The following is a 14,788-nucleotide window of genomic DNA, read 5'->3' on the forward strand; positions in this document are numbered from 1 at the left end:
AGCGGGCGACAGGGCTGTCGATGCAGGCGAGCGTCCAAGGTTGGGGATGGCCGCAGTCGTGGCGGAGCCGGCCCGGCCTTTTACTCGTGCCTCAACGCGTCGATCGGATCGAGGCGCGCACCGCGCAGGGCCGGGAAGAAGCCGAACACCATGCCGATCAGCGCCGAGAAGCCGACGGCGAGCAGGATGACCGCCGGGCTCGGCACGAAGGGGATGGTCAGCGTCGCTGAGGCCAGGCCGGCGAGTGCCAGGCCGATCAGGATGCCGATGATGCCGCCGAGCAGCGACAGCACCGTCGCCTCGACCAGGAATTGAATCAGGATGTGCTTTTCGTGCGCGCCGATGGCGAGCCTGATGCCGATCTCGCGCGTGCGCTCGGTGACCGAGACCAGCATGATGTTCATGATGCCGATGCCGCCGACCAGAAGGCTGACGCCGGCGACCGCGCCCAGCATGCCGGTCATGGTGGTGGTGGCGCTGGCCATGGCGTCGGCGATCTGCGTCATGTCGCGGATGGCGAAATCGCTTTCGCGATCCGGCGTGATGCGCCTGATATCGCGCAAAATGTCCTCGACGCGCGGCTGCAACTCGCTGGTCGGCGTGCGGTCGTCGGCGGCGATGTAGATGTTGTCGATGTCACGATTGCCGGCGATGCGGCGCTGATAGGCGTGCAGCGGCATCAGGACGACATTGTCCTGGTCCTGGCCGAAGCCGGTGTAGCCCTTGGGTTCGAGCAGGCCGATGATCTTGCAGGAGGTGCGGTTGACGCGGATGATCTCGCCTTCGGGATCGCCTGCGCCGAAGAATTGCTGGCGCACCGTCTCGCCGATCAGGCAGACGCCGGTGCCCGAGCGGGTTTCGGAATCGCTGAACGGACGGCCCGATACCAGCTTCCAGTCGCGCGCATCGAGATAGGCGCTGTCGGTGCCGGTGACGCCTGAGGTCAGGCTCTCGGTGCCGAAGATGACGCGGACCTGCTTTTGCGAGGCCGGCGAAATGGCGCGCGCGCCGGTCAAATGCGCGACCAGCGTCGCGAGGTCCTTCTCGGCGAGCGGCCGCACCACCTGGTCGAGCCCGCCCGGGCCGCCGGGGCCTGCCGGGCGTCCTGCGCGGACGACCAGAAGATTGCTGCCGAGCTTGGAGATGTCGGCCTTGACCTTCTGCGTCGTGCCCGAGCCGATGGTCAGCATGGCGATGACGGCGGCGACGCCGATGACGATGCCGAGCAGCGTCAGGAAGGAGCGCAGCACGTTGCGGCGGATCGAGCGTAGCGAGAGGCGGACGGTTTCCCAGATCATGATATAGTGCCTGACCCATCCCGAAAGAGCCGGGATGGGGCTCTATCTTCCTGTTTGGCCATGATTCTGACCGAAAACCGGATTCCACTTTTCGGCGTCATGGCTAAGTCGTTTCCAAGTTCACGTCGTCGGAGGCGACATGGCCGTCGAGGAAGCGGATGGTGCGCTCGGCATAGTCGGCGACATCGGCCTCGTGGGTGACCATGGTGACGGTCAGGCCGAGCTCCTTGTTGAGCTTTGTCAGCAGTTCCATGATCTCATGCGTGCGGGCGGTGTCGAGATTGCCGGTCGGCTCGTCGGCGACGAGCAGCATCGGCCGCGTGACGATGGCGCGCGCGATGGCCACGCGCTGCTGCTGGCCGCCGGAGAGCTCGGCCGGCGTGTGATGCTCGCGGCCGACCAGGCCGACCTGGGCGAGCGCCTGCATGGCAAGGTCGCGACGCTCGCGGCTGGCCACGCCGCGATAGATCAGCGGCAGTTCGACATTTTCCGCCGCCGTGGTGCGCGCCAGGAGATTGTAGCCCTGGAAGACGAAGCCGACATAGAGGTTACGCAGCATGGCGCGGCGGTTGCGGTCGAGCCGGCCGGCGTCGACGCCCAAGAAGGAGTAGGTTCCGGCCGTCGGCGTGTCGAGGCAGCCGATGATGTTCATCGCCGTCGATTTGCCCGACCCGGACGGGCCCATGATGGCGACGAATTCGCCGCGCCGGATGGCAAGGTCGACGCCGGCCAGCGCGTGCACCCGGGCCTCGCCCTGGCCGTAGCTCTTCCAGACCTTGTCGAAGGTGATGAGAGGCGCGCCCGCGGCCACGGCCTCAGCTCCGCAACTGCGAGGCGGTGATGACCTGCGAGCCTTCCTCCAGGCCGGACGTGATCTCGGTCAGTTCGCCATCGGTCGAGCCGATCTTGACGTTGACCGCACGCGGCCGGCCGTTCTCCAGCACATAGAGCGTGCGCGAGCCGTCGGTGGGGGCCGTTGCGGCCTGGCGCTGGCGATTGCCGCCCGGACGGCCCATGCGGCCGGTGAACAGGTCGCTGAAGCTCCATGCGCGGGCTGCTTGCTGCGTCGGGCGATAGCGGAAGGCGCTTGCGGGCACGGTCAGCACATCCTTGGCCTGTCTTGTGACGACCGAAACCGTGGCGGTCATGCCGGGGCGCAGCAACAACTCGTTGTTGTCGACCTCGAGCCGCGCATTGTATGTGACGACGCCGTCCGTCGTGACCGAGGCATAGGAGATGTCGCGGATCTCGGCGTCGAACGGCCGCTCCGGGAAGGCGTCGACCGTGAAGCGGGCATGCTGGCCGGCCTTGACGGCGCCGATGTCGGCCTCGTCGACCGCCGCCACCAGTTCCATGTTCCGCAGATCGGCGGCGATGATGAACAGCACCGGCGCCTGCAGCGAGGAGGCGACCGTCTGGCCGGGGTCGACCGAGCGCGTCAGCACGATGCCGTCGATCGGCGCATAGATGGTGCTGTTGGCAAGGTCGGTCTGCTGCGATTTCAGATCGGCATTGGCGATGGCCAGATTGGCCTGAGCGCTATCGAGCGCGGCCTTCGAGCGGTCGCGCGTCGCCGTCGCCGCCTCCAGCGACTGGTCGGTCGCCATGCCGCGCTTGGTCAAGGCGGCCGCGCGCACCAGCGCGCGCTCGTTCTCGGCGAGCGTCACCGTGGCGTCCTCGACATTGGCCGCCGCGCCCTTGGCGGAAGCCTCGGCGCGCTCGATCTGCACCTGCAGCTTGGTGGTGTCGAGGGCCGCCAGCACGTCGCCCTTCTTCACCTGCTGATTCTCATTGACCGAGACCGAGCGGATGATGCCGGAGAGCTGGCTGGAAATATCGACCTGGGTGAGCGGCTGCAGCGTGCCCGTCGCCGAGACCTGGACGGTGAGGTCGGCCTTGGCGGCCGGCACCGTGGTGTAATCGATCCTGGCGGGCGTGCCCGCATACCACTGATAGAGGCCAAGTCCGGCGGCGAGCACGATCAGGGTCAGCAACACATAGAGCCAGCCACGCCGGCGCGTCTTGCTCCGCCCCTTCTTGTCGAGCCCGAGCGCCGTCTCGATGGCGGAATCCGATTCCGTCTTTGGCAGATTGACAATCTGGTCCACGTCGGACCCCTATGATGCGTAATGTCCCTATCTGTGCACAGATCAGGGTTACCGGTTCAAATATCAAATTAAATTTCGCCCATGTTGGGATTGAGGCAGGAATGCAACCCCGGAATTACTTGCTTTACGATGTGTTTACGACCGTGCGACTGGCCGGCAATCCGCTGGCCGTGGTGTTGGATTGCAAAGGTCTGGACACGGCAGCGATGCAGGCCATCGCGCGCGAATTCAACCTGTCCGAGACGGTCTTCGTGCTGCCGCCGGACAATCCCAAGCATAAAAACCGCATCCGCATCTTCACGCCGGACTATGAAATGCCGTTCGCTGGCCACCCGACAGTTGGTTCGGCAATCGCGCTGGCCGACCTGGATGGCGAAAGCGGGGCCGGCATCTTCGTGCTGGAGGAAAACATCGGCCCGGTGCGCTGCGCCATCAGCAGGCATGACGGCGCCGCTTTCGCCGAATTCGACCTGGCGAAATTGCCGGAGCCGTTGAAGCTCGAGGCCGATCCGCAGGCGATCGGCGCCGCCCTCGGCCTGGCGCCGCATGAGATCGGCTTCGAGAATCACCGCGTCGCCTTCTGGTCGGCGGGCGTGCCCTATGTGACCATTCCGGTCGCCAATCTCGAAGCGGCGGGCCGCGTCCGGCTGGACAACCAGGCCTGGTCGGAACTGGCGCCGCGCAAGAGCGAGTGGGCCTTCGCCAGCCCCTATGTCTATTGCCGCGAGACGGTGAACCATGAAAGCGCCTTCCATGTGCGCATGATCGTGCCGGGCACGCCTTCCTATGAAGATCCGGCGACCGGTTCGGCAGCGGCGGCCTTTGCCGGCGCCATCATGCATTTCGATGCTCCCACGGATGGCATTTCGCAGCTGTGGATCGAGCAGGGGCTGGAGATGGGCCGGCCGTCGCGCATCCGCCTGGAACTGACCGTGCAGGGCGGAAAACTGGCCTCGGCGCGCATTGGCGGTAACGCGGTCAAGGTGGCGGAAGGCAGACTGTTCGTCTGATCGCAAGAAGGGCCGGAGCCTGTTCCATCCCGATGGAATCGGGATGGGGCTCCGTCTTTTTGTATGAGCATGATCTCTTCCGAAAACCGGATTCCACTTTTCGGGATCATGCTTGAGTCGATTTGTCGGGAAATGATTCCGGCAGGGCTAGACATGACCGATGGTGGCGGCTATATGCCCGCCAACGCCGGTTTTTGCCGGCCGAGTGGGTGCGTAGCTCAGTTGGTAGAGCAGCTGACTCTTAATCAGCGGGTCCACAGTTCAATCCTGTGCGCACCCACCAAATTCCTAGAAGACTTGGTGGAAAGACCCTGAAAGCGAGACGCGTTTGGCGCGTCTTAAGCATGCGTCGATTCCGGCGCGAGCCTGCCGAGGCTCGAGCGGCGGTGCGGGCTTGGCTACTGAAGCGTGGGTCGCAAATAACTGAGGATTGCCCGCAGGATGGCCAAGACGCCGTCGATGGTGTCGAAGTTTGTCCTGCTTTTACCGACGATCCATTTAAGATCGGGTGATTCGGGCAAACGAAGGTCCTGGCGCACAAACCCGCCCGAAAGTATAAAGAGATCTAGATGTCTCGGATCGCCTTCCGAATAGTAAGGGAATTGGAAGAACAATCTTATAGGGCCACCATATGCGAGCTTGAACGTCATCGATAATCTAACGTTGTGACCAAATCTATCTTCGAAGATTCCGCTGAAACTAAGGTCTCGGGCATCATAGTGATGCCATTGCGTCGATAATCCCAAAGAATCCCAAGCTTTAAGGGTATGCGCCTTTAGTTCTTTGCGATTGAGGAATTTTGCCTCTTCAGGATCATGAGGAAGGGGTGGATCGACGTAACCTGTCTCGGTTCTCCACTCTTCTGCAGCGCTGCGGACGTCTTCAAAAACTTGAACGATTCCCGGGCCTGCCTGCTCGCCGGAAAAGATTGAAATTCGCCATTGAGAAATCATCTCGCACAGCTCTTCGACCGTATGGCCAGATCGTTCTGCCCAATCCTGTGTTGCCAGTATCCACGGCGAATTGTACTTCAGGCCGGCAAAAGCCCCGCTTTTGCTGTCGAAATCCCGGATAATCCGAGCAAGAATATCGCGAAGTCCCTGTTTGGGGTCCCCGAGAATCTGCAAGGGCTCATTCATCAGGTGTGATCCGGGCGTTGCGGTCTACTTCTCCGATACCCCGGCCTCGGCAAAGCTAGCCATCCTCGCATGGCACTCCAGCGCCGAGCGGACGATGTTGACGGCCAGGCAGGCGCCGGAGCCTTCGCCGAGCCGCATGCCGAGATCGAGCAGGGGGGGCAGGCCGAGCGCTTCGAGCAGGCGGCGATGGCCCGATTCGGCCGAAACATGGGCCGCGATGGTGTGGGAGAGGCCAGTCGGATGCAGCCTGGCCAGCGGGGCGGCGGCGGCGGTGCAGACGAAGCCGTCGAGCAGCACGGGTATGCCGAGATGGCGGGCGGCCAGCGTCGCGCCGAAGATGGCGGCGAGTTCGCGGCCGCCAAGGGCCGCGGCGATAGCCAGCGGGTCGGTGAGGGCCGCGGCGTGCCGCTCTAGCCCGGCTTCGATGGCGACCACTTTGCGCTTCAGGCCGGCGTCGTCGACGCCGGTGCCGCGCCCGGTCCATTTTTCCGCCCCACCACCAAACAGCGCCGCCGAAATGGCGGCCGCCGGCGTGGTGTTGCCGATGCCCATTTCACCAAAGCAGACCAGGTCGAGGTCTTTCGTTACGGCGTCATAGCCCGCCGAGACCGCGGCGAGAAAGGCTTTCTCATCCATTGCCGGCACTTGCGTGAAGTCGCCGGTGGGATGATCGAGATCGAGCGGGATGACATCGAGTTCGGCGCCGGCGATGCGGGCAAGCTGGTTGATGGCGGCACCGCCGCCGGCGAAGTTCGCCACCATCTGCACGGTGACCTCGGAGGGATAGGCCGACACGCCTTGAGCGGTGACGCCGTGATTGCCGGCGAAGACGAAGATTTTCACCCGGTCGAGCCTGGGCATGTCGCGGCCCTGCCAGCGCGCCAGCCAGGCGGCGATGGTTTCCAGCCGGCCGAGGCTGCCTTGCGGCTTCGTCAGCGTGTCCTGGCGGGTGGCAACGGCTTTGGCGGCTGTATCGCTGCCGGCAGGCAGGTCGAGGCAGGCGGCGCGCAATTCATCGAGGGATTTGAAAGGCATGGGGGCAAGGTCTCCGGAAGGGAATCAAGTCGAAGGGAATCAGGAAAGCGCAACGGAGGCGACGAGAAGCACCGCGATTTCACTCACCTGCTGCAAGGCTCCGATCGTGTCGCCGGTCTGGCCACCGATCTGGTTGAGGCAAAGGGCGTGGAAGGCGGCAAAGAACAGGCCGAGCAGGATCAGCGCGGCGATGGCGCCGCCGGCCCCGAGCAAGAGGAGCGGGATCGCGCCAAGCACGGCGCCGGCGATCGCGGTTTCAAGCGAGACGGTGCCGGCGCCGGCCGAGAGGCCGTCGGTGCGCGCCGGCGGCAACAGATGCATGAAGGCGCCCAGTACGCCCCGCGATGCCGCGTGCGCGGCAACAAGGGCAAAGAGCGCCTGGGTGGGATCCACCAGTTCCGAAAGCACGTTCCAGCGAATCAGCAGCGACAGGGCCAGCGCCATGGCGCCATAGGCGCCGATGCGGCTGTCGCGCATGATGTCGAGTTTGCGGCCGCGCGACTTGCCGCCGCCAAAGCCGTCGGCGACGTCGGACAGTCCATCCTCGTGCAGACATCCGGTGGTGATCACGGTTGCCACGAGGGCAAGTGCTGCCGCCGGCCCCATGGCAAGGCCGAATCGTTCCGCTGTGGCAAAGACGATGGCGCCGATCAGGCCGACGACGAGGCCGGTGACCGGTGCGGCCCAGATCGCGGCGGCAAGGCCGCGGCCGCGAAAGTCGAGGTCGGGCAAAGGCAGGCGGGTGAAGAAGACCAGGCAGAGCGCGACGTCGTCGAGGATTTGCCTGGGCGAAAGGGTCAAATTCGGGAGCTTCACGCGCTGGCCCTCGCTATCGCATGGAAGAAGGTACCGCTGACACGACCACGCCGGTAGCCGGAAGCGCCGATCGGATTGCCCTGGCCGTCGGCAAGGTCGGCCAGAGGCTCGTCATTGCCGGTGGCCGTCATCTGCGCATAGTGGAATTCATGGCCGCGGATCAGCGCGCCTTGAACCCCCAGCGGGCAATCAGCGCGCAGCCGCGCCTCGCGATAGCCGAGATTCATCTTTCGCTTGGCAAAGCTGGTGGCGTGCCCGAGCAGGCCGAGCATGCGGTGCGTTTCGCCGGCAGCATCCTCCAGCGCTTCGCCAAGGACCATGAAGCCGCCGCACTCGCCATGGACGGGCCTGGTCGCGGCGAAACGCGCCATTCCGGTATGGAAATTCGCAGCGGCGGCAAGCTTGCCGGCGTGAAGCTCGGGATAGCCGCCGGGCAGCCAGCAGACATCGCAGCTATCGTCGGGCGCCTCATCGGCAAGCGGCGAGAACCGAACGATCTCCGCGCCGGCCTTGCGCCAATAGGCGGCGACATGCGGGTAGAGGAAAGTGAAGGCGGCATCCTCGGCAAGCGCGATACGTTGACCGGGGGGCCGCAGCGCATCGCCAAAATCGCCGGCCGCCGGGGCGAGGGGCGTCGCCAGCCTCATCACGGCATCGAGGTCGAGCGATTTCTCCGCCATGTCGGCCAGCCGGTCGAGATGCGCCATCAGATCATCATACTCGCCGGCCTGGACGAGGCCGAGATGGCGCTCGGGCAGGTTCAGCGTAGGGTCGCGCAAGATGGCGCCGACAACGGGCAGGCCGATCGCCTCGATGGCGTCGCCGGACAGGCGGCGATGGCGTTCGCTGCCCAGCCGGTTGAGCACGACGCCGGCCATGCGCACATCCGGATCGTAGGTGGCGAACCCCTTGGCGACAGCGGCCGCCGTGGTCGACTGGCCCGACACGTCGAGCACCAGCAGCACCGGCAGGCCGTAGAGCCGGGCAAGATCGGCGGCAGAGCCGGTTCGCCCGGGCGCGGCCGGAATGCCGTCGAACAGGCCCATGGCGCTTTCGAGGATGACGAAGTCGGTGTCGTCGGCCTGTTGCGCGGCCAGCGCATTGAGCAGCGACGGCGGCATCGCCCAGCTGTCGAGATTGACGCCGGAAAGGCCGGTGGCGGCGGTGTGGAAGCCGGGGTCGATATAGTCGGGGCCGGATTTGGCGCCGCGCACCTTCAGGCCGCGCCGGGCGAGCGCGCGCAAGATACCGATGGTGACGCTAGTCTTGCCCGAGCCGGAGCGCGGCGCGCCGATGATGATGGCGCGGGCGGTCATGCCTGCCCCGTCAATGCGGCGCGCATGGCGACGATGCCGCCGACGACGATCAGCGCCGGCGAGGTCAGCCCGGCGGCGGCTGCTTCCTCGGCGATTGTGGCGAGCGTGGCGACGACGGTCCGCTCCTGCGGCGTGGTGGCGGCGACGATCACCGCCGCCGGCGTCGACGGCGCCAGCCCGCCATCGAGCAGAGCTGCCGCGATCAAAGGCAAATTGGCCATGCCCATATAGACCACGACAGGCTGGCCGGTGCGGGCGATCGCCGCCCAGTCGATATCGTCGTCAGTGCCGGCGGCGTGGCCGGTCGCCAGGATCACAGCCTTGTTGATGCCGCGCATGGTGGCCGGGATGCCGGTTGCGGCGAGCGCGCTGAGGCCGGATGTCAGGCCCGGCAGCACGCGGAAGGGGATGTTTTCGCGTGCGAGTGCCAAGGCTTCTTCGCCGCCACGGCCGAAAATATAGGGATCGCCGCCCTTGAGCCTGATAACGCGGCGGCCTGCGCGCGCCAGCCGGACCAGCAGAGCGGTGATGTCATCCTGCTTCATCGAGGGCTGGCCGCCGCGCTTGCCGGCAAAGAACAGCTCGGCGCTTGCGGCAACGGCGACGACGTCAGGTGAAACCAGAGCGTCGTAGACCAGCGCATCCGCTTCGGCCAAAGCCGCCAGCACTTCCAGCGTCAGGCAGCCGGGGTCGCCGGGGCCGGCCCCGGCCAGCCAGACATGGCCCGGCTCCAGCGGGCGCGGCTTGAAATTCAGCCGCGAAAGGGCCTGTTCGAGCGTGGCGTTGCCGCCGTTGTTTTTGGTGTTGCCGCTCACAATCCGTCCCGTCCGCGAAAACGCCGCTGGTAGTGGGCGTCGTACAATGAACTTTCGCCAAAACCTTCCGCTGCCAGCGAGCGGCCGACGAAGATGATCGCGGTGCGCTCCATAGGATCGGCGGCCAGCCGTGCCTCGATCGTTTCCAGCGTACCGGTCAGCACCCGCTCGTCCGGCCAGGAGGCGCGGAAGACGATCGCCACCGGACAATCGCCGCCATAATGCGGCGTCAATTCGGCGACGATGCGGTCGATGGCGTGGATGGCAAGATGGATGGCGAGCGTCGCGCTGGTGCGGCCGAAGCCGGCCAGCGTTTCGCCCGGCGGCATTTTTGAAGCACGTCCGGACACGCGGGTCAGCACCAGGCTTTGCGCGACTTCGGGAATGGTCAGCTCGCGGCGAAGTGCTGCGGCCGCGGCCGCGAAGGAGGGCACGCCCGGCGTCAGCGTGTAGGGGATGCCGTGCTTTCCCAGCCGGCGGATCTGTTCGGCAACGGCGCTCCACACCGACAGGTCGCCGGAATGCAGGCGGGCGACATCATGGCCCGATTTGTGTGCCTCGACATAGGCCGCCTCGATCTCGTCGAGCGACATCGGCGCGGTGTCGATCAGTTTCGTCCCCGGCGCGCAATGCTGCAGCAATTCAGGCGCGACGATCGAGCCGGCATGCAGGCAGACCGGGCAGCTTGCCAGGAGCCTTGCGCCACGCAGCGTGATGAGGTCGGCCGCACCCGGACCGGCGCCGATGAAATGAACGGTCATGGCGCGTCTCCGCTGATGGCGATGGCGCAGGTGACCGGGCCGAGCACGATGCGGGGGCCAAGCAGCTTTGCGCCGGTGCCGGCCACGGCAAGGGCGGATGCCTCGGAAACCGAGGGCGTGCCGGCGACTGCTTGCGACAGGTCGGAGTGGCTCAGCGTGTCCCCTGCGGCGCCACGAAGGGCCGCGTCATCGACGATGATGAGCGGAAGGTTCAACGTGCGGCCGGCGGCGGCAATCGCCGCTTCATCCTTCTTCGGTGCGGCAGTTGCCAGTGCGGAAAGCGCCGTCACGGCCAGCCCATGCGCTTCGAGAGCGGTTTCAATCGCGGCAAGCACGTCTTCAGCGCTCACGCATTTGCGGCTGCCGATGCCTGCGACCATCATGGCTTCACCCAGCTCCATTGGGTGACCGGCATTGCCGGCCGCCAGGCCTGCATCGAGCCGACCGGAGATGCGCGAGAGATGTTTATCCGGGTAAGATCGCCGCCGAGCTTTGTGTGCTGCGCGAGAAGAAAGGCTTCCATCTCCAGCGTCACAGCGTTGGCGACGAGCCGGCCGCCGGAACGCAGCGCCTTGATGGCAGCGTTCAACACGCCGGTATCGCTGCCGCCGCCGCCGATGAAGATCGCGTCCGGCGTGTCCAGTCCGGCCAGCGCCTTGGGCGCGCTGCCTTCCACCACGACAAGGCCGGGAACGCCACAGGCGGCGGCGTTGCGGTGGATGCGGGCGGCGCGGGTCGGATCGGCTTCGATGGCGATCGTGCGCATCAAGGGGTGCGCCAGCATCCATTCGATGCCGATGGAGCCAGAGCCGGCACCGATGTCCCACAGCAATTCGCCGCGCCTCGGCGCCAGCGACGACAGGGTGATGGCGCGGATTTCGCGTTTGGTGATCTGGCCGTCATGGTCGAACAGGTGGTCGGCAAGACCAACCGTGAGCGGCAAGACGCGGGCTTGCGGGTTCGAATCAATTTCGATCGCCAGCACGTTGAGTGGATTGATGTTTTCGACGTCGAAGGCATCCGCGCGGGCGGCGCGCTGGTTCTCCTTTGGCCCGCCCAGCGCCTCAAGAACCGTCAACCGCGAGGCGCCGAAATCGAGTTCGGTGAGTAGGCGGGCAATTGCATCAGGCGCTTCGGCATCCGACGTCAGCGCCAGGATGCGCGCATTGGGCTGCAGCAGCGGCCGGATCAGGTCGAGCGGCCGGCCATGCAGCGAGACGATCTCGATATCCTGCAGCGCCCAGCCAAGGCGGGCGGCGGCCAGCGAAACCGCCGGCGGCGCGGGGATGACATGCATCTCCCGCGGCTTGACCTTGCGGGCGAGGGTGGCGCCCACGCCGTGGAAAAAAGGATCGCCGGAAGCGAGCACACAGACGTTTCTGCCGGCAAGCGCCAGCACATCGGCCATCCCGGCATCGAATGGCACCGGCCAGGGCCGTGGCTCGCCCTTGGCGAAGGACTCGACCAGCGCCAGATGCCGCTTGCCGCCGAAGATGATCTCGGCCTTGGCAATCCGCTGCTTGGCCTCGTCGCCGAGACCCGCTAAACCGTCCTCGCCGATGCCGATCACCGTCAGCCATTTCGGCCTGGCGCCGCGCGAACTTTCAGCAGGCATGATGACCCACCGCATTCTGATCCTCGGCGGCACCACGGAAGCCCGGCAACTGGCCGGCAAACTGGCGGTATGCGCCTCGGTCACGCTGTCGCTGGCCGGCCGCACGGAAACCCCGATCGCGCAAGGCGTGCCCGTGCGAAGTGGAGGCTTTGGCGGCGCAGAGGGGCTGGCCGCCTATCTCCGGGAGACCAGCACCGATCTGCTGATCGACGCCACACATCCTTACGCGGCGCGAATCTCCGCCAATGCTGCGCAAGCCGCGCGGCTGACCAGTGTGCCGATCCTTGCTTTGCGCCGCCCCGGCTGGGAGCCAGTCGAAGGCGACCGCTGGACGCTGGTCGATACAACAGGCGATGCCGTGCGAGCGCTTGGCCCGGCGCCGCGGCGCGTCTTCCTGGCGCTTGGCCGGCAAGAGGTTGCTGCCTTCGAAGCAGCCCCCCGGCATCACTACCTCATTCGCAGCGTCGATCCGGTCGAGCCGCAGCTGGCCGTGCCGGATGCGACCTATCTGCTGGCGCGCGGGCCGTTTGGCGAGGCGGAAGAACGCGCGCTGCTCGAAAAGCATCGCATCGACGTGGTCGTCTCCAAGAACAGCGGCGGCGCTGCCACGTACGGCAAGATTGCCGCCGCGCGATCGCTTGGCATCGAGGTGATCATGGTCCGCAGGCCTGATCTGCCGGAGGTGCCTTCGGCTCAAACCGTCGATGAGCTCGCCGCGATGGTGGATCATTTCGTCGAGCCCGCTGCCGAGCGTGGCGTGTAGACCAGCGCCGGTTTGTCGCCGCGCTTGATGATACGGGTTTCCGGCGAGCCGATGATGATGCAGGTCGCCATGTCGGCCTTTTGCGCGTCGACATCGGCCAGCAGATAAACCTCGATGCGCTCGTCCGGGCGGCCGGCGGCGCGGCCGAAAATGACTGGCGTGGTTCCGGGCAGGATCGCGGTCAGGCACTCGAAGGCGCGGCCAAGCTGCCAGGGGCGCGCCTTGCTGATCGGGTTGTAGAGCGCGATGACGAAGCCGGCGCCGGCCGCCGCCAGCAGACGCAGCTCGATCAGGTCCCACGGCTTCAGATTGTCGGACAGCGAAATGGCGCAGAAATCATGACCGAGCGGGGCGCCGATACGGGCGGCGACAGCGAGCATTGCGGTGATGCCAGGCACGACGGCCACATCGACCGCGCGCCATTCGGCCGGGCCGGCCTCGATCGCCTCGCAGACGGCCGCGGCCATGGCAAAGACGCCGGGATCGCCACCGGAAACCACGGCAACGTCGTGGCCCTCGGCGGCCTTGATCAAGGCATCCTTGGAGCGGGCGAGTTCCTCGCGGTTGTCGGACGCGACACGAGCCTGGTCCGGGCGCAGTTCGAGCCGGTCGAGATAGGGCTTGTAGCCATAGAAGAACTTCGCTTCGGCCACGGCGCGGCTGGCTTCAGGGGTGACCTGATCGGCATTGCCGGGCCCGAGACCGATGACGGTGAGACGGCCGCTCATGCCTGCGCTCCCAACGCCCCGGGCCGGCCGGACCAGCCGGCGACCAATATGATGGCGAAATAGGGCGCCTTGTCGTCCTGTTTGTCGGCGAGCTTCATCGAGACGCTGCCGGCCATGGTGCCGCGCTCGACATAGACGGCGCGGGTCAGCTTGCCGGTGGCTTCCAGCGCACGCCTGATCTTGGGCAGATTGCGGCCGACCTTCATGATGACGGCGGCATCGGTGTCGGCCAGCCGACGGGTCAACTCGAATTCGCTCATCGTGCCGGGCAGCACGGTCAGCACGTCATCGCCCTGGACGATCGGAACACCGGTCTGCGACCAGCAGCCGGACATAGCGGTGACGCCGGGAATGACCTCGGTCGGGAAACGATGGGCGAGACGCACATGCAGATGCATGTAGGAGCCGTAGAACAGCGGGTCGCCTTCGGACAGGACGGCAACCATTCGGCCTGCTTCGAGATGTTCGGCGACCTTTTGCGCCGACTCCTCGTAGAAACCGGTAATCTGCGAGCGATAGTCGTCGTGATCCTTGTCGATCTCGGTGGTGACGGGATAGAGCAGCGGCAGTTCCAGCATATCCGGGCGGAAGCGCGCCTCGACGATGGCCCGCGCATTGCTGTTGTTGCCGCGCTTGGCGAAATAGGCGACGACATCGGCTTCGGCCAGGGCCCGCGCGGCCTTCAGAGTCAACAGTTCGGGGTCGCCGGGACCGGTGCCGACGCCAACGAGCTTGCCTTTGGGAAGCGCGTTCACAGGCCGGGCCTCGCCAGGGAATTGAGCGCGGCGGCGGTCATGGCGCTGCCGCCGAGCCTGCCGCGCACGATGGCATAGGGCACGCCGTAGGAATTCTCGGCCAGCGCATCCTTCGATTCGGCGGCGCCGACGAAGCCCACGGGCATGCCGATGATGGCCGCCGGCTTCGGTGCGCCGTCGCGCAGTTTCTCCAGGAGATAGAAGAGTGCGGTCGGCGCATTGCCGATGGCGACGACGGAGCCGGCCATGCGTTCGCCCCACAGGTCGATCGCGGCGGCGGAGCGGGTGTTGCCGATGGCTTTGGCAATGTCGTGCGTGCGCGGGTCGCGCAGTGTGCAGATCACCTCGTTGCCGGCCGGCAACCGGGCGCGGGTCACACCGTGCGAAACCATTTCCGCATCGCAGAAGATCGGCGCGGCGGCGGCAAGAGCGCTGCGCGCGGCGGTGACGAAGTCAGGCGAGAAAACGAAATGGCTCGATGCTTCGACCTGGCCGCAGGCATGGATCATGCGGATGGCGACATCGGCCTCGGCTTCGGAGAAGCGCGAAAGGTCCGCCTCGTCGCGGATGATGGCGAAGGAGCGCTCGTAGATCGCCGTGCCGTCGTGGATGTAGTCGTAGGCGGCCAT

16 protein-coding genes and 1 tRNA gene are annotated in these 14,788 nt (G+C 66.0%); 3 read left to right on the plus strand and 14 right to left on the minus strand.

Going from position 1 to position 14,788, the window contains the following annotated elements; translation table 11 throughout:
• Nucleotides 1-80 precede the first annotated feature (80 nt).
• The 3 genes from FJV83_RS11610 to FJV83_RS11620 all read right to left on the minus strand — a co-directional run bounded on the left by FJV83_RS11610 (nucleotide 81) and on the right by FJV83_RS11620 (nucleotide 3,406).
• Nucleotides 81-1,298: an ABC transporter permease gene (locus tag FJV83_RS11610; RefSeq protein WP_142885192.1), complete on the minus strand. Its 1,218-nt coding sequence runs from the start codon at nucleotides 1,296-1,298 to the stop codon at nucleotides 81-83.
• Between the two features lie 103 nt (nucleotides 1,299-1,401).
• Nucleotides 1,402-2,109, minus strand: coding sequence for an ABC transporter ATP-binding protein (locus FJV83_RS11615; RefSeq protein ID WP_095773041.1), 708 nt, complete (start codon nucleotides 2,107-2,109; stop codon nucleotides 1,402-1,404).
• A 4-nt stretch (nucleotides 2,110-2,113) separates the two neighbouring features.
• Entirely contained in the window at nucleotides 2,114-3,406 is a 1,293-nt protein-coding gene (locus tag FJV83_RS11620) for an efflux RND transporter periplasmic adaptor subunit (RefSeq protein WP_142885194.1), read from the minus strand.
• Between the two features lie 101 nt (nucleotides 3,407-3,507).
• Between FJV83_RS11620 and FJV83_RS11625 the strand changes: the two genes are divergently transcribed.
• Both FJV83_RS11625 and FJV83_RS11630 read left to right on the plus strand, forming a co-directional pair.
• Nucleotides 3,508-4,416 (plus strand): PhzF family phenazine biosynthesis protein, encoded by a 909-nt coding sequence (locus FJV83_RS11625; RefSeq protein ID WP_142885196.1) that lies wholly within the window; start codon nucleotides 3,508-3,510, stop codon nucleotides 4,414-4,416.
• Between the two features lie 207 nt (nucleotides 4,417-4,623).
• Nucleotides 4,624-4,699 (plus strand) — tRNA-Lys (locus tag FJV83_RS11630).
• 115 nt (nucleotides 4,700-4,814) lie between these two features.
• On the opposite strand, the gene FJV83_RS11635 is transcribed toward FJV83_RS11630, so the two are convergent.
• Genes FJV83_RS11635 through cbiE form a run of 8 tightly spaced genes read right to left on the minus strand, consistent with a single transcriptional unit; the run spans nucleotide 4,815 to nucleotide 11,913 of the window.
• Complete coding sequence (locus FJV83_RS11635) at nucleotides 4,815-5,555, minus strand: hypothetical protein (RefSeq protein WP_142885198.1); 741 nt, start codon at nucleotides 5,553-5,555, stop codon at nucleotides 4,815-4,817.
• 24 nt (nucleotides 5,556-5,579) lie between these two features.
• Entirely contained in the window at nucleotides 5,580-6,590 is a 1,011-nt protein-coding gene (gene cobT, locus FJV83_RS11640) for a nicotinate-nucleotide--dimethylbenzimidazole phosphoribosyltransferase (RefSeq protein ID WP_095773037.1), read from the minus strand.
• 39 nt (nucleotides 6,591-6,629) lie between these two features.
• Nucleotides 6,630-7,406, minus strand: a complete 777-nt coding sequence (gene cobS, locus FJV83_RS11645) for an adenosylcobinamide-GDP ribazoletransferase (protein ID WP_142885200.1) — start codon at nucleotides 7,404-7,406, stop codon at nucleotides 6,630-6,632.
• Nucleotides 7,403-8,722 carry a cobyrinate a,c-diamide synthase gene (locus FJV83_RS11650; protein WP_142885201.1) on the minus strand — a complete coding sequence of 440 codons (1,320 nt, stop codon included), beginning with the start codon at nucleotides 8,720-8,722 and terminating at the stop codon, nucleotides 7,403-7,405. Before FJV83_RS11650 ends, cobS begins: the two co-directional genes overlap by 4 nt.
• Nucleotides 8,719-9,537, minus strand: a complete 819-nt coding sequence (gene cobA, locus FJV83_RS11655) for a uroporphyrinogen-III C-methyltransferase (protein ID WP_142885203.1) — start codon at nucleotides 9,535-9,537, stop codon at nucleotides 8,719-8,721. The genes FJV83_RS11650 and cobA overlap by 4 nt, the downstream gene beginning before the upstream one ends.
• Complete coding sequence (cobM, locus tag FJV83_RS11660; RefSeq protein WP_142885205.1) at nucleotides 9,534-10,298, minus strand: precorrin-4 C(11)-methyltransferase; 765 nt, start codon at nucleotides 10,296-10,298, stop codon at nucleotides 9,534-9,536. The genes cobA and cobM overlap by 4 nt, the downstream gene beginning before the upstream one ends.
• Entirely contained in the window at nucleotides 10,295-10,681 is a 387-nt protein-coding gene (locus tag FJV83_RS11665; protein ID WP_142885207.1) for a cobalamin biosynthesis protein, read from the minus strand. Before FJV83_RS11665 ends, cobM begins: the two co-directional genes overlap by 4 nt.
• Nucleotides 10,678-11,913: a precorrin-6y C5,15-methyltransferase (decarboxylating) subunit CbiE gene (cbiE, locus tag FJV83_RS11670; RefSeq protein WP_142885209.1), complete on the minus strand. Its 1,236-nt coding sequence runs from the start codon at nucleotides 11,911-11,913 to the stop codon at nucleotides 10,678-10,680. The genes FJV83_RS11665 and cbiE overlap by 4 nt, the downstream gene beginning before the upstream one ends.
• A gap of 1 nt (nucleotide 11,914) precedes the next feature.
• Here cbiE and FJV83_RS11675 point away from each other — a divergent pair, with 1 nt between their 5' ends.
• Nucleotides 11,915-12,676, plus strand: a complete 762-nt coding sequence (locus FJV83_RS11675; RefSeq protein WP_142885211.1) for a cobalt-precorrin-6A reductase — start codon at nucleotides 11,915-11,917, stop codon at nucleotides 12,674-12,676.
• Here the strand turns inward: FJV83_RS11675 and FJV83_RS11680 are convergent.
• The 3 genes from FJV83_RS11680 to FJV83_RS11690 are packed head-to-tail and all read right to left on the minus strand — an operon-like array spanning nucleotide 12,640 to nucleotide 14,788.
• Nucleotides 12,640-13,404 (minus strand): precorrin-3B C(17)-methyltransferase, encoded by a 765-nt coding sequence (locus tag FJV83_RS11680; RefSeq protein ID WP_095787367.1) that lies wholly within the window; start codon nucleotides 13,402-13,404, stop codon nucleotides 12,640-12,642. The genes FJV83_RS11675 and FJV83_RS11680 overlap by 37 nt on opposite strands.
• Nucleotides 13,401-14,159 (minus strand): precorrin-2 C(20)-methyltransferase, encoded by a 759-nt coding sequence (locus FJV83_RS11685; protein WP_142875756.1) that lies wholly within the window; start codon nucleotides 14,157-14,159, stop codon nucleotides 13,401-13,403. The genes FJV83_RS11680 and FJV83_RS11685 overlap by 4 nt, the downstream gene beginning before the upstream one ends.
• The gene (locus tag FJV83_RS11690) at nucleotides 14,156-14,788 is read right to left on the minus strand and encodes a precorrin-8X methylmutase (protein ID WP_095790871.1); all 633 of its coding nucleotides are present in this window, start codon (nucleotides 14,786-14,788) and stop codon (nucleotides 14,156-14,158) included. Before FJV83_RS11690 ends, FJV83_RS11685 begins: the two co-directional genes overlap by 4 nt.

This window comes from Mesorhizobium sp. WSM4307 (assembly GCF_007003945.1).
In the GTDB taxonomy this organism is placed as follows: domain Bacteria; phylum Pseudomonadota; class Alphaproteobacteria; order Rhizobiales; family Rhizobiaceae; genus Mesorhizobium.